This window comes from Amycolatopsis sp. NBC_01480, from assembly GCF_036227205.1.
Lineage (GTDB): Bacteria > Actinomycetota > Actinomycetes > Mycobacteriales > Pseudonocardiaceae > Amycolatopsis.
Genome location: NZ_CP109442.1, coordinates 6,494,698 through 6,514,828 on the forward strand (window position 1 = coordinate 6,494,698; position 20,131 = coordinate 6,514,828).

The 20,131-nt window shown below is 72.0% G+C and carries 23 protein-coding genes and 1 pseudogene; 16 read left to right on the forward strand and 8 right to left on the reverse strand.

Going from position 1 to position 20,131, the window contains the following annotated elements:
* Nucleotides 1-18: 18 nt before the first annotated feature.
* The 3 genes and pseudogenes from OG371_RS31025 to OG371_RS31035 all read left to right on the forward strand — a co-directional run.
* Nucleotides 19-591: pseudogene (locus OG371_RS31025) on the forward strand (GrpB family protein); the annotation flags it as partial.
* 155 nt (nucleotides 592-746) lie between these two features.
* Nucleotides 747-1,688 carry a D-2-hydroxyacid dehydrogenase family protein gene (locus OG371_RS31030; RefSeq protein ID WP_329059007.1) on the forward strand — a complete coding sequence of 314 codons (942 nt, stop codon included), beginning with the start codon at nucleotides 747-749 and terminating at the stop codon, nucleotides 1,686-1,688.
* A gap of 48 nt (nucleotides 1,689-1,736) precedes the next feature.
* Entirely contained in the window at nucleotides 1,737-2,282 is a 546-nt protein-coding gene (locus OG371_RS31035; protein WP_329059008.1) for an adenine phosphoribosyltransferase, read from the forward strand.
* An 11-nt stretch (nucleotides 2,283-2,293) separates the two neighbouring features.
* On the opposite strand, the gene OG371_RS31040 is transcribed toward OG371_RS31035, so the two are convergent.
* The 5 genes from OG371_RS31040 to OG371_RS31060 form a co-directional block, all read right to left on the reverse strand.
* Nucleotides 2,294-3,802: an alpha/beta hydrolase gene (locus OG371_RS31040; protein WP_329059010.1), complete on the reverse strand. Its 1,509-nt coding sequence runs from the start codon at nucleotides 3,800-3,802 to the stop codon at nucleotides 2,294-2,296.
* Nucleotides 3,799-4,614 (reverse strand): serine hydrolase domain-containing protein, encoded by an 816-nt coding sequence (locus OG371_RS31045; RefSeq protein WP_329059012.1) that lies wholly within the window; start codon nucleotides 4,612-4,614, stop codon nucleotides 3,799-3,801. The genes OG371_RS31040 and OG371_RS31045 overlap by 4 nt, the downstream gene beginning before the upstream one ends.
* Before the next feature lie 91 nt (nucleotides 4,615-4,705).
* Nucleotides 4,706-4,975 (reverse strand): HPr family phosphocarrier protein, encoded by a 270-nt coding sequence (locus OG371_RS31050; protein ID WP_091618739.1) that lies wholly within the window; start codon nucleotides 4,973-4,975, stop codon nucleotides 4,706-4,708.
* 37 nt (nucleotides 4,976-5,012) lie between these two features.
* Nucleotides 5,013-6,251, reverse strand: a complete 1,239-nt coding sequence (locus OG371_RS31055) for a PTS transporter subunit EIIC (protein ID WP_329059015.1) — start codon at nucleotides 6,249-6,251, stop codon at nucleotides 5,013-5,015.
* The gene (locus OG371_RS31060) at nucleotides 6,248-7,045 is read right to left on the reverse strand and encodes a GntR family transcriptional regulator (RefSeq protein ID WP_091619153.1); all 798 of its coding nucleotides are present in this window, start codon (nucleotides 7,043-7,045) and stop codon (nucleotides 6,248-6,250) included. The genes OG371_RS31055 and OG371_RS31060 overlap by 4 nt, the downstream gene beginning before the upstream one ends.
* A 160-nt stretch (nucleotides 7,046-7,205) precedes the next feature.
* Here OG371_RS31060 and OG371_RS31065 point away from each other — a divergent pair, with 160 nt between their 5' ends.
* A complete protein-coding gene (locus tag OG371_RS31065) occupies nucleotides 7,206-7,523 on the forward strand; it encodes a PTS glucose/sucrose transporter subunit IIB (protein ID WP_329073316.1) in 318 nt (105 codons plus the stop codon).
* Nucleotides 7,520-7,975 (forward strand): PTS sugar transporter subunit IIA, encoded by a 456-nt coding sequence (locus tag OG371_RS31070; RefSeq protein WP_329059018.1) that lies wholly within the window; start codon nucleotides 7,520-7,522, stop codon nucleotides 7,973-7,975. Before OG371_RS31065 ends, OG371_RS31070 begins: the two co-directional genes overlap by 4 nt.
* Before the next feature lie 105 nt (nucleotides 7,976-8,080).
* Here OG371_RS31070 and OG371_RS31075 read toward each other — a convergent pair whose 3' ends face one another.
* On the reverse strand, nucleotides 8,081-8,509 hold the full coding sequence (locus OG371_RS31075) for a Rieske (2Fe-2S) protein (RefSeq protein ID WP_329059020.1): 429 nt from the start codon (nucleotides 8,507-8,509) through the stop codon (nucleotides 8,081-8,083).
* Between the two features lie 149 nt (nucleotides 8,510-8,658).
* Here OG371_RS31075 and OG371_RS31080 point away from each other — a divergent pair, with 149 nt between their 5' ends.
* From OG371_RS31080 to OG371_RS31115, 8 genes are all read left to right on the forward strand, one after another.
* Nucleotides 8,659-9,045, forward strand: coding sequence for a hypothetical protein (locus tag OG371_RS31080; protein WP_329059022.1), 387 nt, complete (start codon nucleotides 8,659-8,661; stop codon nucleotides 9,043-9,045).
* Nucleotides 9,046-9,659: 614 nt separating this feature from the next.
* Nucleotides 9,660-10,445 carry an A24 family peptidase gene (locus OG371_RS31085; protein ID WP_329059023.1) on the forward strand — a complete coding sequence of 262 codons (786 nt, stop codon included), beginning with the start codon at nucleotides 9,660-9,662 and terminating at the stop codon, nucleotides 10,443-10,445.
* A 44-nt stretch (nucleotides 10,446-10,489) separates the two neighbouring features.
* Complete coding sequence (gene aroC, locus OG371_RS31090; RefSeq protein WP_329059025.1) at nucleotides 10,490-11,677, forward strand: chorismate synthase; 1,188 nt, start codon at nucleotides 10,490-10,492, stop codon at nucleotides 11,675-11,677.
* Nucleotides 11,674-12,198 carry a shikimate kinase gene (locus tag OG371_RS31095; protein WP_329059026.1) on the forward strand — a complete coding sequence of 175 codons (525 nt, stop codon included), beginning with the start codon at nucleotides 11,674-11,676 and terminating at the stop codon, nucleotides 12,196-12,198. The genes aroC and OG371_RS31095 overlap by 4 nt, the downstream gene beginning before the upstream one ends.
* Before the next feature lie 11 nt (nucleotides 12,199-12,209).
* The gene (gene aroB / locus OG371_RS31100; protein WP_329059027.1) at nucleotides 12,210-13,331 is read left to right on the forward strand and encodes a 3-dehydroquinate synthase; all 1,122 of its coding nucleotides are present in this window, start codon (nucleotides 12,210-12,212) and stop codon (nucleotides 13,329-13,331) included.
* A complete protein-coding gene (gene aroQ, locus OG371_RS31105) occupies nucleotides 13,328-13,756 on the forward strand; it encodes a type II 3-dehydroquinate dehydratase (protein ID WP_329059028.1) in 429 nt (142 codons plus the stop codon). Before aroB ends, aroQ begins: the two co-directional genes overlap by 4 nt.
* Before the next feature lie 42 nt (nucleotides 13,757-13,798).
* Nucleotides 13,799-14,710, forward strand: a complete 912-nt coding sequence (locus OG371_RS31110) for a GNAT family N-acetyltransferase (RefSeq protein WP_329059029.1) — start codon at nucleotides 13,799-13,801, stop codon at nucleotides 14,708-14,710.
* A gap of 72 nt (nucleotides 14,711-14,782) precedes the next feature.
* Complete coding sequence (locus OG371_RS31115) at nucleotides 14,783-16,285, forward strand: beta-xylosidase (RefSeq protein WP_329059030.1); 1,503 nt, start codon at nucleotides 14,783-14,785, stop codon at nucleotides 16,283-16,285.
* Here the strand turns inward: OG371_RS31115 and OG371_RS31120 are convergent.
* Nucleotides 16,209-17,003 (reverse strand): B-4DMT family transporter, encoded by a 795-nt coding sequence (locus OG371_RS31120; protein ID WP_329059031.1) that lies wholly within the window; start codon nucleotides 17,001-17,003, stop codon nucleotides 16,209-16,211. The genes OG371_RS31115 and OG371_RS31120 overlap by 77 nt on opposite strands.
* Nucleotides 17,004-17,129: 126 nt before the next feature.
* On the opposite strand from OG371_RS31120, the gene OG371_RS31125 reads away from it, so the two are divergent.
* The 3 genes from OG371_RS31125 to nusB are packed head-to-tail and all read left to right on the forward strand — an operon-like array spanning nucleotide 17,130 to nucleotide 19,295.
* Complete coding sequence (locus OG371_RS31125) at nucleotides 17,130-18,230, forward strand: M24 family metallopeptidase (protein ID WP_329059032.1); 1,101 nt, start codon at nucleotides 17,130-17,132, stop codon at nucleotides 18,228-18,230.
* Nucleotides 18,231-18,273: 43 nt separating this feature from the next.
* Nucleotides 18,274-18,837: an elongation factor P gene (gene efp, locus OG371_RS31130; RefSeq protein ID WP_329059033.1), complete on the forward strand. Its 564-nt coding sequence runs from the start codon at nucleotides 18,274-18,276 to the stop codon at nucleotides 18,835-18,837.
* Nucleotides 18,837-19,295, forward strand: a complete 459-nt coding sequence (gene nusB / locus OG371_RS31135) for a transcription antitermination factor NusB (protein ID WP_329059034.1) — start codon at nucleotides 18,837-18,839, stop codon at nucleotides 19,293-19,295. Before efp ends, nusB begins: the two co-directional genes overlap by 1 nt.
* Nucleotides 19,296-19,623: 328 nt before the next feature.
* Here the strand turns inward: nusB and bldD are convergent, their stop codons facing one another.
* A complete protein-coding gene (gene bldD / locus OG371_RS31140) occupies nucleotides 19,624-20,112 on the reverse strand; it encodes a transcriptional regulator BldD (RefSeq protein ID WP_003096372.1) in 489 nt (162 codons plus the stop codon).
* Between the last annotated feature and the right edge of the window lie 19 nt (nucleotides 20,113-20,131).

The window sequence follows — 20,131 nt, forward strand, 5'->3', positions numbered from 1 at the left end:
GAAAGATCTGTGCCCGAAATCAGTCAGCAGGCCTTCACCGACGAAGAGATCCAGGCCGCCTGGGTCGGCGAGGCGCCGCAGCTCAACAGCACGGTGACACTCGCCGAGTACGACCCGGAGTGGCCGAAGCTCTACGAACGCGAGGCCGAACGCATCCGCACCCTGCTGGGGGACCTCGTGGTGCTGCTGGAGCACGTGGGCTCCACGTCCGTGCCCGGGCTCGCCGCCAAGCCGATCATCGACATCCTGCTGGAGGTGCCTGATTCCGACGACGAGGACACGTACCTGCCCGCGCTGGAGGCCGCCGGCTACCGCCTGACCATCCGCGAGCCGGACTGGGAGAAGCACCGGCTCCTCAAGGGCCCGGACACCAACATCAACCTGCACGTCCACTCGCCCGGCAACGGGCAGACCGAGCGTTACCTGCTCTTCCGCAACCGGATGCGCGCGCACCCTGAAGAACTGGCGCTGTACCTGGGCAAAAAACGCGAGCTGGCCGCCCGGACCTGGCGCTACATCCAGAACTACGCCGACGCCAAGGGCGAGGTGATCGAGGAGATCGTCACCCGGGCCCGCGCCGCGCAGCAGGACGAATCCAGCGGGAGCCGACGTGCGCGGCCTGGACGTCGGCGTGGGCCTGATCTCCTTGGCCCGCAAGGAGTTCGGCGACGTCAAGCGGGTCGCGTCAAGCCGCGGTTCCGGTACTTCCGCAGCCTGGCCCGGTGAGCCCGGCTACGGTGGCGGGTATGAAGATCGCGATTCTCGACGACTACCAGAACGTGGCGCTGACCTTCGGCGACTGGGCCTCCCTCGAGGCCGAGATCCAGGTCTTCACCGAGGCGTTCGGCGGCCCGTCGGAGGTGGTGGAGCGGCTGGCCGGGTTCGACGTCGTCGTCGCGATGCGTGAGCGGACGCGGTTCCCGGCCGAGGTGCTCGACCGGCTGCCGGACCTCCGGCTGCTGGTGAGCACCGGCCCCCGCAACGCGGCGATCGACCTGGAAGCGGCCCACCGCAACGGGATCGTCGTGTCGGCGACCGGGTATCTCGGCCCGCCGACGGCCGAGCTCACCTGGGCGCTCATCTTCGCCGCGGCCCGGAACCTGCCCGCCGAGTTCCGCTCGATGCGCGAGGGCGGCTGGCAGACCGGCGTCGGCACGATGCTGCACGGCAAGACGCTCGGGCTGCTGGGCCTGGGCCGGCTCGGCGCCGAAGCGGCGAGGATCGGCCAGGCGTTCGGAATGGTGCCGATCGCGTGGAGCCAGAACCTCACCGCGGAGAAGGCCGCGGAGCACGGCGTCACCCTGGTCACCAAGGACGAGCTGTTCGCGCGATCGGACGTGCTGTCGATCCACCTGGTGCTCTCGGACCGCAGCCGCGGCCTGGTCGGTGCGCGCGAACTCGCGCTGATGAAGCCGTCCGCGATGCTGGTGAACACCTCGCGCGGCCCGATCGTCGAGGAGGCCGCGCTGGTGGATGCCTTGCGCCGCAAGGTGATCGGCACGGCCGCACTCGACGTCTACGACACCGAGCCGCTGCCCGCCGACCACCCGCTGCGCACGCTGGGCAACGCGATCCTCACTCCGCACATCGGCTACGTCAGCCGCGAGACCTACGAGATCTTCTACCGGGACGCGGGCGAGGACATCGCGGCCTTCCAAGCGGGCTCGCCGGTGCGCCTCATGGGCTGAGGAGTAATTCGGTCGCCGCGGCGGGGCCGGCGGTGTGACCATCAAGGCATGTCGAACCAGCTGCGGACCCGCCTGCGCGCGGCCACCGTCTGGCACGGCGACCGTACCGACGAGCACTGGTACGCCGACGTGACGGGGTGGTGGCGCGCCCCTGGGCTGCTCCAGGACCTGGGCCCGGCGCTGGGCGCGCTGTTCGAAGACGAGCGCCCGACCGTCGTGCTGGGACCGGAGTCGCGCGGGTGCCTGCTGGGGCCGCTGGTCGCGCTGCACTTCGGCGTCGGTTTCGTCGAGGTGCGCAAGAACCGCGCCCCCAGCTGCGACAGCGACGCCTGGCGGCACCGCACGACCCCGCCGGACTACCGCGACCGCCACCTCGACCTCGGCTTCCGCAAGTGCCTGGTGCACGCGTCCGACCGGGTGCTGATGGTCGACGAGTGGATCGAGACCGGGGGACAGGCACTGGGCGTGCAGGGGCTGGTCGAAGACGCCGAGGCCACCTGGCTCGGCATCGCGACCGTGGTGGATGGCTTGCGCAGCAACGAATTCCGCCGACGCTTGGGCCTGCGGTCCCTGATCAACCTGCGCGATCTGTGACTCAGGAAGGCTCAGGAAAACGGCGCCGTGTCCGGAGCGCAGGTCGCGCCGTCGGCAGGCGGGGTCAGGTCGATGAAGTAGCGCGCCACCGCCGCCGAGGCGCACGCACTGTGCACGTCGAGCGAGGTATGCCCGAAGCCGTCGACCACCAATAGGTTGCCGTCGCCCAATTCGGCGGCGGTCGCCTGCGCGTTGGCGAGCGGGGTGGCCGGGTCGTAACGGTTGTTCAGCACCAGGATCGGATGCGGCCGCGGCCGGTTCCACGGGCCGGTGTAACGATCCTCGTCGCGTGCGGGCCACTTGACGCACTGCGCCATGGAAAACACCGGCGCCAGGCCGAAATAGGGCTGGCGCTTCTCCTCGGCGGCGGCCAGCGGGAGGTAGTCCGCGAGCTGCTCCGGCACGTCGCTGTCCAGGCACTGCACGGCGAGGAATCCCGTGCTGTGGACCGGCGTGTACGGGTCGAGCACCGGCGCCGGCGCCACGGCCGACGACGGCACGAGTGCGGCGAGCACCTGCCCCAGCCGCTTCCACCGGCCCGACTGATACAGCGCGCTCTCGATGGTCTGCAGCAGCGACGCCGTGGTCACGCCGCCGACCGGCCCGTGACTCAGCCGTGCAAAGACCGCGGCGAACTTCGCTTTCGGGTCACCGCCGGCGAAAGCGCAGTTCGACGGCCCGGCGGCGGTGCACGCGGCGAAGAACTGTTCCAGCTCCTGCTGCTGGGCCGTCGCGACGTCGGCGCGCACGTCCACCGGCTCGTGCTCCTGGCCGGGCTTGCCGGTGGAATTGGCGACGAGGTCGAGGGTGCCGTCGAGCGTCATCGCGCGCAACCGGCCGGGGAACAGGTTCGCGTACGTGCCGCCGAGGTAGGTGCCGTAGGAATAGCCGTAGTAGTTGAGTTCCTGGTCGCCGACGGCCTGGCGCAGCAGGTCGAGGTCCCGGGCGACGTTCGCCGTGGACAGGTGCGCCAGCTCCGCGCCGGTGCCGGCCGCGCAAGCCTTCCCGGGCGCCGCGCTGGCCGACCAGAACGCGGCGTTCTGCTCCGGCCGCAGCGGCGACCCGCCCGGATGGATGTCCTCCGCGCCGGGACAGTGGATCGGTGCGCTGCCACCGATTCCGCGCGGGTCGAAGCTCACCAGGTCGAACCGCGCGCGCAGCTCGGCCGGGTAGCGGGCGCCGAACCGGGTCAGCTCGCCGACGCCGTCGGAGCCGGGGCCGCCGAAGTTGAAGAACAGCGAGCCCATCCGGTGCGCGGGGTCGGTGGCGGGCAGCTTGATCACGGCCAGCGAGACCTGCGAGCCGTGCGGCTCGCGGTAGCTGAGCGGGACGGACGCGCTCGCGCACTGGAACCCGCCGTGGCACGGCGCCCAGCTCAGCGCGGGCACGGCGGCGCCGTTGGTGCCCATGGCCGGGGGAGCGTCGGCACGAGTGGCCGGGGCGGCGGCGGTGGTGGCTTCCGGCGCGCTGCACGCACTCGCCGCGAGCAGCAGGGCGGCCGCGGCGAGGGCTCGCCTCACGCGGCCAGTTCGGCGAGCACGGCGTCGGTCAGGCGCGGCCACACCTCGGCCGCCCACGGGCCGAACGAGCGGTCGGCCAGCGCGACGCAGGCGTGGCGCGCGTCCGGGTCCACCCACAGGAACGTGCCGGACTGGCCGAAGTGGCCGAACGTGCGGGGCGAGCTGGCCGATCCTGTCCAATGTGGACTCTTGTGGTCCCGCAGCTCGAAGCCGAGGCCCCAGTCGTTGGGCTTCTGGTGGCCGAAGCCGGGCAGCACGCCGTTCAGCCCGGGGAAGGCGACCTCGGTGGCCGCGGCCAGCGTCTCCGGCGCGAGCAGCTTCGGCGCCTGCAGCTCCGCGGCGAACCGGGCCAGGTCGTCCACAGTGGACGCCGCGCCGGACGCGGGCGAGCCGTCCAGCTTCGTGGCGGTCATGCCGAGCGGCCCCAGCAGCGCCTCGGACAGGTAGTCGGTGAACGGGATGCCGGAGTGCTCCGCCAGCGCGTCCGCCAGCTCCTCGAACCCGGCGTTGGAGTACAGCCGGCGCGTGCCGGGCGCGGCCATCGCCTTGTGCGCGTCGAACGCGAGCCCGGAGGTGTGCGCGAGCAGGTGGCGCACCGTCGAGCCCTCGGGCCCGGCCGGGGTGTCCAGCTCGAGCACGCCCTCCTCCAGCGCGATGTGCGCGGTGTAGGCGGTGAGCAGCTTGGTCACCGAGGCCAGCCGGAACACCGTCGCGGTGTCGCCGTGGCCGGCCACGACCTGGCCGCCGGCGGCCACCACCGCGGCCGCCGCGTTGTCCACCGGCCACTCGTCGATCAGGCGCAGGCTTTCCATGCCCGCCAGCGTAATGGAACGCGAGAAGGGGCTGCCCGGGGCCGTTTGCGGGTCCCGGGCAGCCCCTTCGGGCTTTGCCCCTGGAGCGTACCTAGTGAGCGTCGAGATCGGTGGCGACGAGCTCCGCGACCGCGTCCACCGCGGCCTCGGCCCCTTCGCCCTCGGCGCTGATGACGACCTCGTCGCCGTAACCGGCGGCCAGCGTCATCAGGTTGAGCACGCTGCCGGCGGCCACCGGGTCGCCGCCGGCCTTGGCGATGCTCACCGCGACGGGCTGTGCCGCGGCCGCCTTGGCGACCAGCGCGGCCGGCCTGGCGTGCAGGCCCACCTTGCTGGCCACGGTGACTCGTTTCTCCGGCATGTCCGTCCTCTTCTCCTTGCTCAGCTGTCTGGTGATCTTACTTCGCGGCCGTGCGTTCGAGGTCGGCCTCGACCGAGTCGTCCTCACGGCCCGGGGTGCGCAGGTTCCACTTCGTGATCACGAACCGGAACACCACGTAGTAGATGACGGCGAGGATCAGCCCGATCGGGATGAGCAGCCACGCCTTGTGCGCGGTGTCCAGCGACGAGTTCAGGGCGAAGTCGATCGCGCCGCCCGAGAACGAGAAGCCGAGCTTGATCCCGAGCGCGTTGCAGACCGCCAGCGAGATGCCGGTCATCACCGAGTGGAAGAGGTACAGCGGCCACGCGACGAACATGAACGCGAACTCGATCGGCTCCGTGACGCCGGTGATGAACGAGGTCAGCGCCGCCGAGATCATGATGCCGCCGACGATCTTCTTCTGCGACGGCTTCGCGGTCTGCCAGATCGCCAGCGCCGCGGCGGGCAGGGCGAACATGAAGATCGGGAAGAAGCCGGTCATGAACGTGCCGGAACCCTGCACGTGGTTGAAGAAGTTGGTCAGGTCGCCGCCGCCGAAGATGAACCACACCGGCACGTTCAGCAGCTGGTGCAGGCCGATCGGGATGAGCAGGCGGTTCAGGAAGCCGTAGATGCCGCCACCGATGACCGGCGAGCCGACCACTGCCTTGCCGATCGAGGTGATGCCCTCGTCGACGTACTTGAACAGCAGGCCGAAGATCACGCCGAGGATGATCATCGCCAGCGCGGTGATGATCGGCACGAACCGGCGGCCGCCGAAGAACGCCAGCCAGGCCGGCAGCTTGATGCGGTGGTAACGCTGCCACAGCAGCGCTGCCACGATGCCGGAGACGACACCGGTCAGCACGCTGTACGGCCAGTGGATGGGCGCGCCGTCCCAGCCGGGCTTGTAACCCTGCTGGGAACTGATCGGCGCGATGGCCTGGATGACCTTGTTGAAGACGACCCAGCCGACAGCCGCGGCGACGGCGGTCGAACCGTCGCCCTTGCGGGCGAAGCCGACCGCGATGCCGATCGCGAACAGCAGCGGCAGCCAGTCGAACAGGCCACCGCCCGCCGCGCCGATCACGGCCGCGACCTTGTTCCAGCCCAGCCCGTCCTTGCCGAACACGTCGTCCTGGCCGAGCCGGTTCAGCAGACCGGCCGCGGGCAGGGTGGCGATGGGCAGCATGAGGCTGCGGCCGAAGCGCTGCAGGCCGGCGAGGCCGCTGCCGCTCTTCTTGCCCTTCGCCCCCTCCGCGGTGGTGGCGCTCATCGGGTACCTCCATAGTGGGGTTCGTGGCCGGAATCCGGGGTGTTCCGATCCAACTGCATGGTCACCTGGTAGTGGTCTCCCCGGTACCAGGACGTCATGTCCTCGACCGGCTCTCCGTTGGCGCTGGAGACCCGGCGGAAGACCAGGAGCGGACTGCCGGTGCGCATGCCGAGCAAGCGCGCCGTTTCGCGGTCCGCGGACTCGGCCCACACCGTCTGGTACGCCTGGTCCGGGCGGAGGTCGAAGGCCTCGCCGAGCTGGGCGTACAGCGAACGGGACAGGTCGAGGTCGAGCAGGCCGGGGGTCCGGCCGGCGTGGTACCAGCCGCGTTCCACGGCCAGTGGCACGCCATCGGCGCGCCGCAGCCGCACGAGGCGGTGGGCGGGCACGCCTTCACCGAGGCCGAGTGCGTGGGCCGAGGTCACCGGCGGGATCTCCGTGGCGGTCGAGACGACCTCCGTGGTCGGGGTGAGCCCCCGCCGGCGCATGTCGTCGGTGAACGACATCAGGTAGAGCTGCAGCTCCATCCGCCGTGCGGCGGTGAAGGTGCCCTTGCCGCGGACTCTGGCCAGCAGGCCCTCCTCGACGAGCTTCCCGATCGCCGAGCGGACTGTGAGCCGCGAGACACCGTAACGCTGGGCCAGCTCCCGCTCCGACGGGATCGGCGACCCCGGCGGCAGCTCTCGCTCGACCGAGCGGCGCAGGATCTCCCGCAGCTGGGCGTGCTTGGGCGTGGGCCCGTTCACCACCCGCTCGACCCGATCGGGTGGCGGGACGTGCGCGGCCGCGCTCATCGGCGTCACCCTCCCTCGTCTCGTCGCACCGCAAACCGGTGCTCGCGTCCGGGCCGGAAGATTGGTACGTTCCGGTCTAGACCAATGACATGATGGGGCAGGATGCTCCGGCGGGCGAGCGGGTGTCAACCACCGTTATGCGTTCGTGGCCGACCGCGGCGTGCATGCCGACGAACGGCGTAGTACTGCTGGAAATGCAGCTTGCTCACGTGGGAAAGCAACAGGAAACGAGGAGGCCGCGATGGCGGACGACAGGCCGGAGAAGATTCTCGCGGCACTCGGCGGATCGGGCAACATCGTCGAGATCGAAGGCTGCATCACGCGGCTGCGGTGCGAGCTGGAGGACATGAGCCTGATCGACGAGCCGGCGCTCAAGGCCGCGGGCGCGATGGGCGTGGTGCGGATGGGCTCGGGCGTGCAGGTGATCGTCGGCCCCGAGGCCGACACGATCGCCAGCGACATCGAGGACCTGATGTGAGTCTGTCGATCCTGAGCCCGGTCGCCGGCCGGGTGGTCGCGATCACCGAGGTGCCGGACCCGGTGTTCGCCGAGGCCATGGTCGGGCCCGGCATCGCCGTGGTGCCGAGCGGCGGGCGGGCCGACGCGGTCGCGCCGGTCGACGGCACGGTCGTGACCCTGCACCCGCACGCGTTCGTGGTGGCCACCGAGGACGGCCGCGCCGTGCTCGTCCACCTGGGCATCGACACGGTGAAGGAGAAGGGCGAGGGCTTCACCCTGCACGTGGTGAAGGGCGAGGCGGTGCGCGCCGGGCAGCCGGTAGTGGGCTGGGACCCCGAGGCCGTCGCGGCCGCCGGGTACTCGCCGATCGTGCCGGTGGTCGGGCTCGACGCGCCGGCCGAGGTGCTCGCCGACCTCGAGCCCGGACGCGAGGTCGCCGCGGGCGACCCGCTGTTCACCTGGAGCGACTGAGCGTTTAGCGGCTGGGCTTTAGGGACTGGGCGTTTACGGCAGCAGGGCCCCTTGTGGACGATGACCGTCCACAAGGGGCCCTGTTTCGTGGGTTTCCCGCCTGGTTCAGGCGGTGGTGACCTGTCCGTTCTCGACCTTCACGTTGACCTTCGGCAACGGCTTGTCCGCGGGCCCCTTCTTGACCGCGCCGGTGAGCGCGTCGAAGACCGAGCCGTGGCACGGGCAGTGCAGCTCGCCGCCGCTGGGCGGGTTCACGGTGCAGCCCTGGTGCGTGCAGACGGCGCTGAAGCAGGCGACGGTCCCGGCGGCAGGCTGGGCGACGATCACGTCCTGGCCGTCCGGGGTCTTCGCGGATTTCGCCTGGCCCACGGGCACCTCGGTCAGCGCGATCACCTTTCCGCCCGGCTTCGGCGCTTCGGCGCTCGCCCCCGAGCCACCGCCACAGGCGGCGAGGGCCACGGTGCCCACGGCGGCACCGGCCACGGCGGCACCGGTGGTGAGGACGGAACGGCGGGAGTGCAGTTCGGCAGTCATACCTCTGGGAACGAGATCGGAGGCGGTCCGGTTCACCGGTTCGCGAGATTGTTCGTGATCTCCTCCGCGGGCCCTGGGTGAACCGAAACGGGCCGCCGTCCGTGTACCTGCCGAAGGGATCCAGGGTGGGTCGGAGTGGAGGTTCGGTCATGGACAAGTGGTTCCGCGTGGTCGCCGCGGTCGGGCTGGTGGGCTCGGCGCTGGTGCACTTCTACCTGTACTGGGGCAGCGGTTATTCGGACATCGCCGTGGTCGGCCCGCTGTTCCTGCTGAACGGCATCGCCGGCGTCGTGATCGCCGTCGCGGTGCTGTTCTGGAAGCACTGGCTGCCCGCGTTCTTCACGTTCGGCTTCGGCGCCGTGACGCTCGTGTCGTACTTCCTGGCCACCACGGTCGGGTTCTTCGGGGTGCACGACCAGTTCAACAGCCAGTTCGAGTACTGGGGCGTGGTGACCGAGGCGCTGTGCGTGATCTTCGGGCTGGTCCTGCTGGTCCGTGACCTGCAATCCCGCCGGTCGGTGGCCGTGTCCCGCTGAGGACACCGGTTTCGGGCGGCGACAGGGGTTTTGTCGCCGCACCGTCGTCGGCCGTGCCCTCGAGGCGCGGCCGGTTCGTCGCGTCTGGACACTCGCGCGCGCGGGTTTTGGCTTGGTTGAGGGAAATCGGGGCCGGCTGGTTCCGCCGGCGAGTCGGCTGGTCTTTCGTGATTCTGTCGTTTTTACGTTTCGTGGTGTGGGCGCGCTCGGTGATCCCGGCGCGGGCGTGGTGGAGCGGATGCCTCGTTGGCTGCGCTGAGTGCAGCCCATGAGGCATTCGCTGCGTGTCGTTGTGTCACTGGGATCTCAGGGACCTCAGGGACCTCAGGGACCTCAGGGACCTCGGGAGTCACACCTGTCACCGGCTCGCGGCCCGCTCCGGCCATGTCCCCCGTGCAGTGGCCGGCTCCCGGCCTCGACCGTTCCAGCAAGCCACGTCAACCCGACCGGATCACGCGACGCTGGGGCGCAGTCCTGTCCTCCCGTGGTTTGCCGCTCGCCGGCCCTGGGTCCGTTACCCGGTCGAGTGAAAAGACGCTCCGCGCGTCGCGAGGGGACCTTTCGCGACAGCGTTTGATTGCCTGCGAAGGCGGTTCCCTGTCAGCGTGGCCGGCATGGAATGGGGACTGTTCTCGCTGGTCATAGCGGCCGGCGCCCTCGCGGCCAGTGGCGCGGGGCTACTGGTGCGCGGAGCCGGCGCGCCGATTTCGCTCAGGCTCGCGGCGATGCTCGCCGGGACCGGGGCGGCGGTCGTCGCGTGGCGATGGCAGGCGGGCGGCTGGCCGGGCTGGTGGCTGCCGGTCACCTGGCTCGTCACGGTGCTCGGCGCCCCACTCGCACTGGCCGACGTCCGCCACCGGCGGCTGCCGGACGTGCTGACCCTCCCCGCGTACCCCCTCCTCGCCGTCGCACTGGCCGGCGGCGGCCTCGAAACGCTGACCGCCGCCCTCGCCGGAGCCCTGCTATTCGGCGGCGCGCATCTGCTGGTCCGCCACCTCGCCCCAGGACAACTCGGCGCAGGCGACGTGAAACTCACCGGCAGCCTCGGCGCGGTACTGGGCGCCGTCGGCTGGCCCGCGCTCGCCTTCGCCGCGGTGGCCGCCAGTTTCCTGAGCGCCGCACTCGCCGCGGCCGGCCACCTGCGTGCCCTGACCTGGCGACCTCGGAGAACTGCCGCACTTCAGCCGAAACCGGGTGACGGGCCGGCGCACCAGACCGCCTGCCCCCAGTCTCCGGCCGTCTCAGCCACCGCCGTCGATGAGCCGTCACCCGCACCTCGCCCGGACCTCACCCATCGGCCACCCCGGTCACCGCGAATCCCACACGGTCCGGCGTTGCTGCTGGCCACCTGGCTGTGCGCGGTGGTCGCCGGGCCGGGATCGGGGGTGGCCGTGAGCTGAGGGGCTGCCGCCCGGAGCGGCGGGGGACGTGACAGGATTACCCGGTGTTGCGCTGGATCACCGCAGGAGAATCACACGGACCCGCCCTCGCCGCTGTGCTCGAGGGCCTGCCCGCCGGGGTGGAGGTGACCACCGGGGACCTCACCGCGCAGCTCGCGCGACGGCGGCTCGGGTTCGGCCGCAGCCCGCGGATGGGCTTCGAGACCGACAACGTGCAGTTCCTCGGCGGCGTCCGCCACGGGCTGTCGCAGGGCGGCCCCATCGCGGTGCAGATCGAGAACGCCGAGTGGCCCAAGTGGGAGCAGGTCATGGCGGCCGATCCGGTGGACCCCGAGGTGCTCGCCGGGCTGGCCCGCAACGAGCCGCTGACCCGGCCCCGGCCCGGGCACGCCGACCTGCCCGGCATGCAGAAGTACGGCTTCGACGAAGCGCGCCCCGTGCTCGAGCGCGCGAGCGCCCGCGAGACCGCTTCGCGCACGGCGCTGGGCACGGTGGCGCGGAACTTCCTGCGCCAGCTGCTCGGCGTGGAGGTGCTGAGCCACGTCGTCTCGATCGGCGGGGCCGACGCGCCCGAGGGGCCGCTGCCGCAGCCCGGCGACCTCGACGCCGTGGACGAGAGCCCCGTGCGGGCGTTCTCGGCCGAGGGCACCGAGGCGATGGTCGCCGAGGTGGACGCCGTCCGCAAAGCCGGCGACACCGTCGGCGGCGTGATCGAGGTGCTCGCCTACGGGCTGCCGCCGGGCCTCGGCTCGCACGTGCACTGGGACCGCAGGCTCGACGCCCGCCTGGCCGGCGCGCTGATGGGCGTGCAGGCCATGAAGGGCGTCGAGGTCGGCGACGGCTTCACCACCGCCCGCCGCTGGGGCAGCCAGGCGCACGACGAGATCGACCGCGGCACCGGCCCGGTCGGCGTCACCCGCCGGTCCAACCGCGCGGGCGGGCTGGAGGGCGGCATCACCAACGGCGAGCCGCTGCGGGTGCGCGTCGCGATGAAGCCGATCTCCACCGTGCCCAAGGCGCTGTCCACTGTGGACGTCCGGACCGGCGAGCCGGCCGTGGCCATCCACCAGCGCTCCGACGTGTGCGCCGTGCCCCGCGCGGGCGTGGTGCTGGAGTCGGTGGTCGCGCTGGTGCTGGCCGACGCCGCGCTGGAGAAGTTCGGCGGCGACTCGCTGGCCGAGAGCAAGCGCAACGCCGAGGGCTACCTGAAGGCGCTCGAGGAGCGCTGGTGAGCCCCCGCGCGGTGGTGATCGGGCCGCCCGGCTCGGGCAAGAGCACGGTCGGCCCGCTGCTCGCCGAAGCGCTCGGCGTGGTGTTCCGCGACACCGACGACGACATCGTCGCGCGCGCCGGACGGTCCATTTCGGACATCTTCGCCGAGGACGGCGAGCCGGCGTTCCGGGTGCTCGAAGCCGAGGCCGTCGCCACCGCGCTGGCGGAGCACGAGGGCGTCCTTTCGCTCGGCGGCGGCGCCCCGCTCACGCCGTCGACCCGCGCGCTGCTGGCCGAGCACACGGTGGTGTTCCTGAACGTCGGCCTGGCCGCCGGGGTCCAGCGCGCCGGCCTGTCCACCGCCCGGCCGCTGCTCGCGGGCGTGAACCCGCGCGCCACCTTCAAGACCCTGCTCGACGCGCGCCTGCCGGTGTACCGGGAGGTCGCCACGGTCGAGATCGACACCGACACGCGGACGCCCGCCGAGGTGGTGGCGGCCGCGACCGCCGCGCTCGCCGGCGTCCCGGAGCTTCAGGAGTAGTGAGGAAAACCGTGTCCGAGAACCCGGCCGACCCGGTCCGGATCCGCGTCGCCACTGCCAATCCGTACGACGTGGTCGTGGGCCGCGGCCTGCTCGGCGAGCTCACCACGCAGCTCGCCGACGCGTCGAAGATCGCGCTGATCCACCCGCCGACGCTCACCACCACCGCCGAGGCCGTCCGCGAGGAGCTGGCCGCCGCGGGCCTCGACGCGCACCGCGTGGAGATCCCGGACGCCGAGGACGGCAAGGCGTTCGGCGTCGCGAGCTTCTGCTGGGAGGTGCTCGGCCGGATCGGGCTCGACCGCCGCGGGGTGGTCGTCGGCCTGGGCGGCGGCGCGGTCACGGACCTGGCCGGGTTCGTCGCGGCCACCTGGATGCGCGGCGTGCGCCTGGTGAACGTGCCGACGACCCTGCTGGGCATGGTCGACGCGGCCGTCGGCGGCAAGACCGGCATCAACACCGAGGCCGGCAAGAACCTGGTGGGCGTGTTCCACGAGCCGTCCGCCGTGTTCGCCGACCTGGCCACGCTGGAGACGCTGCCGCCGAACGAGCTGGTCGCGGGCATGGCCGAGGTGGTCAAGGCCGGGTTCATCGCCGACCCGCGCATCCTCGAGCTGATCGAACAGGACCCGGCCGCCGCGCTCGACGCCTCCGGTGACGTGCTGGCCGAGCTGGTCCGCCGCTCGATCCAGGTGAAGGCCGACGTCGTCGCCGCCGACCTGCGCGAGTCCGACCTACGCGAGATCCTCAACTACGGCCACACCCTCGGCCACGCCATCGAGCGCCGCGAGCGCTACCGCTGGCGCCACGGCGCGGCGGTGAGCGTGGGCCTCGTGTTCGCCGCGGAGCTTTCGCGGCTCACCGGACGGCTCGACGACGCCACGGCGGCGCGCCACGCGGCCGTGCTGAAGCTGCTCGGCCTGCCGACGACGTACGACGCCGACGCGCTGCCGCAGCTCGTCGAAAGCATGAAGGGCGACAAGAAGACCCGCTCCGGCATGCTCCGGTTCGTGGTCCTCGACGGGCTCGCGAAGCCCGGCCGCCTGGAGGGCCCGGACCCGGCGCTGCTGGCCGCCGCGTATTCCGCGATCGTCGACGACACCCCGAAGAACACCGGGAGCGTGCTGCTGTGAAGGCGTTGGTGTTCAACGGCCCCAACCTCGGCCGCCTCGGCAAGCGCGAGCCGTCCGTCTACGGCTCCACCACGCACGAAGACCTCGCGGCGCTGTGCGTGAAGACCGGCGCCGAGCTGGGCCTCGAGGTCGAGGTCCGGCAGACCGACCACGAGGGCGAACTCGTCGGCTGGCTGCACGAGGCGGCCGACGGCGGGCACCCGGTCGTGCTCAACGCGGGCGCCTGGACGCACTACTCGATCGCCGTCCGCGACGCCGCCGCGCAGCTCACCGCGCCGCTGATCGAGCTGCACATCTCGAACGTGCACAAGCGCGAGGAATTCCGGCACCACAGCGTGCTTTCCGACATCGCGACGGGCGTGATCGTGGGGCTCGGGGTGGACGGGTATGCGCTCGCCCTGCGCTGGCTCGCCGCGAACGCTTAAAGCGCTGGAAGAGACCGCTCCCGTTAGAAGACACTCGGCCGCATGAACAACCCGCCCGAACTCACCACCGCGCGGCTCCGGCTGCGGGCGCTGACCGAGTCCGACACCGAAGCCGCCGTCGCGGTGTTCTCCGCGCCGGAGATGAGCCGGTTCTTCCAGGCCGACTTCTCCGACCCCGGGCAGGCCCGGGAGATGGTCGCGCGCCGGCTCGCCTATGACGGGCCCGCCGGGCAGGGCCACTGGGTCATCGAGCGGGACGGCGAGGTGGCCGGGATCGCGCACCTGCGGCCGTCCACCGAGCTGCCCGGCGGAGTATCCGAGCTGGGTTATTTCGTCGGGGTCAAGCACACCGGGCAGGGGCTGGCCGGCGACGCGGCCCGCGCGGTCCTCGACCACGGGCTCGGCACGCTCGGGCTGCCCGCGGTGTGGGCGCTGGTGCACGAGGACAACGCCGCGAGCCGAGCGGTGGCGGCCCGGCTCGGATTCCTGGACGTCGGCAGCGGCGTTCACTACGGCGACACCCACCGCGTGCTCGTCGCGTTGCCGTCCCAGCACGGGCGGCCCCACCACATCGAGCTGTGGGTGCCGGACCTGGCCCGCGCCGAGCGCGCCTGGGGCTGGCTGCTCGGCCGGCTCGGCTGGCGGGAGTTCCAGCGGTGGCCCGCGGGCGTCAGCTGGCGCCTCGGCGGCACGTACCTGGTGGTCGAGGCATCGCCCGCGACGACCGGCGACAGCCACGAGCGCACCCGGCCGGGGCTCAACCACCTCGCGCTGCACGTCGGCACCCGGCTCGAGGTCGACGAGCTGGCCGAGGGCGGGCCCGGCTGGCAGCCGCTGTTCGCCGAACGGTTCCCGTACGCCGGCGGCGTCGCGCACTACGCGGCCTATCTGGAGAACGAGGACGGCTTCGAAGTGGAGCTGGTCGCGGTCGAGGGTCCGCCACACGGGAGTTGAGTCACCCGACCGGTGTAGGACTGGCTACACTCGGCAATCGTGCACCCGTTTCGTCCTGGGGGTCGGCGACCCGTGCGTGTCCTCCTCGCCCTGTCGCTGGCGGGGCTTGTCGTCACGGGGTGCAGCGACAGCTACGCGCAATCCCAGGCCGACGGCCCCGCTCCCGGCGGCATCGCGGGCGGGAAGCCCGCCGCCCCGCCGAAACCGCCTCGGGCCGCGAACGTCGCGCTGGTCCCCGGCGGGGCCCGTCAAAGCCCCGGTGTCGTTGCTGCGGGCGGCGAGGACGCGGTGTACAACTACGGCCCCACCGTGATGCTCGACGGCGGCAAGGCCCACATGTGGTGGTGCAGCCAGTACGGCAGCGCGGGTCCGCCGGGCGACGACATCCTGTACGCCCAGGCGCCCACCCCCGACGGCCCGTTCACCGGACCGGGTGGCGGCGTCCCCATCCCGGTGCTCTCGGGCGCGCCCGGCAACTTCGACGGCATGCACACCTGCGACCCGTCCGTGCTGCGCGTCGGCACCACCTACTACCTGTACTACACGGGCGCGGCGGGCGACCACGCGCTCGGCAACGCGGTCGGCCTCGCCACCAGCACCGACGGCGTCCACTGGACCCGCGCGGCCGGCGGCAAGCCGATCCTCGGGCCCTCGCACGACGTGCACCGCGACAACGTTTACGGCGCCGGCCAGCCGTCCGTGGTGTTCCTCGACGGCTGGTACTACCTGCTCTTCACCGACACCACCGGCCGCGCGGCGGGCTGGAACGGCGCCGGGCAGTTTGTCGTCCGCTCGCGCGACCCGGCGTTCGGGAGCGGGGTGGAAGCGTTGGGGGACAAGGGTTTCGGCCCGGTCTCCTCGACGAACGCGCCGCGCGAGCGCTCAGTCGTGGACGGCTTCAGCGCCGACCTGGAGTGGGTCGGCGCGCTCGACGCGTTCGTCATCGCCCACGAGACCGCGGCCGGCACCACGCTGACGTTCTGGGACCGCGACTTCACCGTGCAGCCGTACGCGCCGCTGGTGATCCCCGGTGCCTGGAAGGAGGGGCCCGGCTTGGTCCGGCGCCCCGACGGGCACGCGCCGACCTCGGTCACCGACCCCTGCGGCACGGTCTCGTTCGACGTCGTCCGCGCGACCGTGACCGGCGAATCCGGGGCTCCGACGGCGTTGCAGCACTTCGGCCTCGACGTGCGCGGCTCCGGCGCCTGCGCGGACGCCGACCGCCTCACCACCACGTTCGACGGCGTCGCGATGCCGTCCCCGGAACGCACGATGGACCTGTTCCGCCGCGGGCAGCGCATCCGGATCGACCGCCGCTCGGTGGCCGCGACGCTCGCGGGCGAAGTCCTGAACGAGCCGCTGCCGCCCGTCGAGGGCATCGCGGTGACGGCCCGGCTGCACGCCGGCGCCACCGTGGTGCACGCCGACGGCCGCGGTTACAGCGTGCTGCTCGGCCAGAACGTGCGCTGGGGCCTGCCCGACACCGGCTCGGTGAAGCTCAACGACTCCGAGGTGACGGAGGTCGGCCCGCGACAGTGGGACGCCTACGCGACCGGCCTGCCACTGGGCGGCTGACCGGCGACGGCGGGTCCAGCTCGCCGGACTTGCGCCCCGCGGCCGGGTCCTCGGCGGCGAGATCGCCGGAGTCGCCGGAACGGCCGGAGTCGCTGTCGGGGCCGGGGCGCGGGCGGCGGGCCGGGGAAGGCTTGCGGCGCTTGGCCCGGTGGCTCGGGGGCGAGTCCGCCGAGTCCGAGCCGGAATCCGACTCCGACCCGGAATCGGTGTCGGATCCCGAACTAGAGACGGGCACAGCCTCGCCCAGGTCCAGCTCGCCGACGTTCCGCTGGTGGCGGGACTCGTCCGGCTCGAGCACCTCGTCGTCGGCCGAATCGGCGCGGCGCGGGCGGCGGATCCGGCCGCCGACGAACAGGCCCAGCCCGGCCGGGACCAGCACCAGCAGGGCGGAGAACGCCGCGCCGCCGGTGAGCGCGGACTTCAGCTCCGCGACGCCGGTCTGGTCGACGAAGATCGCGCGCCCGATCACGTACAGGACGCCGCCCGCCAGGCCGGTCACCAGCGCCGCGATGAACCACGCGCGGCCGCGGTCGGGCCGGTCGCGCCAGCCGTCGATCGCGCTCCACAGCGCCGCGACGCCGACGAGCACCGCGAGCGTCACCGACGTGATCACGGTCTGGTCGGTCGGGTGGAACACGGACCACTTGGCGAGCAGCGTCATCGCCGCGGCGTGCACCACGGCCATGACCAGCCCGCGCGTCAACCAGGCACCCAGCATGGACGGAGTGTAGGTGCCGGTGGGTGAACGCCGTGTGGTCCTCCCGGACGAGTGCGGGCCCGGACGCGGAGCGTCACCCTACGTAAGGCGCATCAGCCGTGCCGCTCCGCTGGCTAAGCTGGCCGCGTGCCTGAAATCCACGCTCACCGGCGCGGCGCGCTGCGGTCCCTGCTCACCGAGTCCGGGGTCGACGCGCTGCTGGTCACCGACCTGCTCAACATCCGCTACCTGACCGGGTTCACCGGCTCGAACGCCGCGCTGCTCGTGCACACGAGCGGCGACGGGCGCACGGTGTTCTGCACCGACGGCCGTTACACCACGCAGTCGGCGGCCGAGGTGCCCGACCTGGAGCGCGTGATCGAGCGTGCGAGCGCCCGCGCGCTGGCGAGCCACGCCGCGCACGACCACGCCCACCACCGGCGGACCGGCTTCGAGAGCCAGTACGTCAGCGTCGAGGAGCACGAGGTGCTCAAGGTCCGGTTCGAGACCGTGGACCTGATCCGCACGCCCGGGCTGGTCGAGCAGCTGCGCGTGGTCAAGGACGAGGTGGAGGTCGCGGCGCTGCGCGCGGCCTGCGCGGCCGCCGACCGGGCGCTCGCCGACCTGATCGCGGCCGGCGGCCTGCGCCCCGGCCGGACCGAGCTGGAAGTGGCCCGGGACCTGGAGCACCGGATGCTGGAGCACGGCTCGTCCGGGCCCTCGTTCGACTCGATCGTGGCCGCCGGGCCGAACTCCGCCATCCCGCACCACCAGCCCACCGGGGCCGAGCTGCGCACCGGCGACTTCGTGAAGCTCGACTTCGGCGCCACCGTCGACGGCTACCACTCCGACATGACCCGGACGTTCGTGCTCGGCGAGCCGGCGGACTGGCAGCGCGAGCTCTACGACCTGGTCCACCGCGCGCAGGCGGCCGGCACGGAGGCCGTCCGGCCGGGCGCCGTGGTGTCCGAAGTGGACGCCGCCGCCCGGTCCGTGATCGTCGCCGCGGGCCGCGGGGAGGAGTTCTCCCACGGCCTCGGGCACGGCGTCGGCCTCGAGGTGCACGAGGCGCCCAGCTTCGCTACCACGGGCGTCGGTACACTGACCGCCGGTATGGCGGTCACCGTCGAGCCCGGCGTATACCTCGCGGGCCGCGGTGGCGTGCGCATCGAGGACACGCTCGTCGTGCGGGACACCGGGCCCGAACTCCTCACCCTGAGCACCAAGGACCTCGTGGCCGTCCGATAACGGCGGTCGCGGACTAGAGATCGACACAGGAGACCGAAAGCTCGTGGCCACCACCAACGACCTGAAGAACGGGCTCGTCCTCAACCTCGAGGGCCAGCTGTGGACCGTCACCGCGTTCCAGCACGTCAAGCCGGGCAAGGGCGGCGCGTTCGTGCGCACCACCCTCAAGCACGTGCTGACGGGGAAGGTCGTCGACAAGACCTTCAACGCGGGCACGAAGGTCGACACGGCCACCGTGGACCGCCGGAACATGACCTACCTGTACAAGGACGGCCAGGACTTCGTGTTCATGGACGCCGACACCTACGACCAGATCACGGTGCCGTCCGAGACCGTGGCCGACAACGCCAACTACATGCTGGAGAACACCGAGGTCCAGGTCGCGGTGCACAACGACGTGCCGCTGTACGTCGAGCTGCCGACCTCGGTCGAGATCCTGATCCAGCACACCGACCCGGGCCTGCAGGGCGACCGCTCGACCGGCGGCACCAAGCCGGCCACGCTGGAGACCGGCGCGGAGATCCAGGTCCCGCTGTTCCTCTCCACCGGAGAGAAGATCAAGGTCGACACCCGCGACGGCCGCTACCTCGGCCGCGTCTCCAGCTGATGCCGGAGAAGCTGCCGCCGCACCCGAACCGCGGCGGGTCGATCAGCCGCCGGCAGGCCCGCCGCCGGGCGGTCGAAATGCTGTACGAGGCCGCCCAGCGCGACGCCGACGCGGTCACGCTGCTGGCGGACCGGGTCGGCGCGGTGGAGGTCGACCCGGTGGCGGACTACACGATCACGGTCGTGGAGGGCGTCACCACGCGGCGGGAGCAGATCGACGAGCTGCTGTCCGAGCACTCGCAGGGCTGGACCCTGGACCGGATGCCGCCGGTCGACCTGGCGGTGCTGCGCGTGGGCGTCTACGAAATGCTGTGGTCGGGCGACGTGCCGGACGCGGTCGCCATCGACGAGGCCGTCGGCCTGGCCAAAGAACTCTCCACGGACGACTCGCCCCGCTTCGTCAACGGCGTGCTGGGCCGCATCGGCACGATCGCCGACCGGCTCCGCGCGGTCCTGTAGCCGCGCCGCGGGATGCGCCCCAATGTGGCGTTGGGTGCTCCAGCCCTGCCCCACCACCACCCTCAAAGGAAGCGCTTCGCGCCCGGCCCCGATTCCACGCAACCAATGTGGCATTGGGGCGCAACGGTGCCGGGTCACGATGGGTATGGGTGGTCTAGCCCGATCGGGTAACGGCGCGGGCCGGGGGGCGGCGCCGGGAACCGGGCCGCGCGGGCGTCGTTGATCACCGTCCGCAGCCACGGCGGGCACACGGCAGATGCCCGAGGCGGGGTGAGCGTTTCCGGTGTCCGGTCCGGAAACGCTCACCGCTTCGGGCAGCTGCCGGACATCAGTCTTCTTTGGACGGACGGGCCTCTGGCGGCAGGACGCCCCAGTCGATCAGCTGCTCGGTGAGCTCGCCGGGGGTCATGTCGTAGATGATGGCCAGCGACCGCAGGTCCTCGGTGCGGATCGAGAGCACCTTGCCGTTGTAGTCCCCGCGCTGGCTCTGGATCGTCGCCGCGTACCGCGCGAGCGGGCCGACCTTCTCCGCGGGCAGCTGCTGGAGCCGCTCCAGGTTGATCACGATCTTCGTGGCGGGCTCGGCGCCCGAGGGCACGCGGCCCTCCGGCAGCAGTTCGACCACCGGCACGCCGTAGAAGTCGGCCAGCTCGGCCAGCTTCTGGACGGTGACGGCCCGATCGCCACGCTCGTACGAGCCGACGACGACGGCCTTCCAGCGGCCGCCCGACTTCTGCTCGACCCCGTGCAGGGAAAGGCCCTGCTGCTGGCGGATCCCGCGGAGCTTGGCCCCGAGCGCCTTGGCGTAATCGCCCATCTGGTGGTTCTCCGTTTCC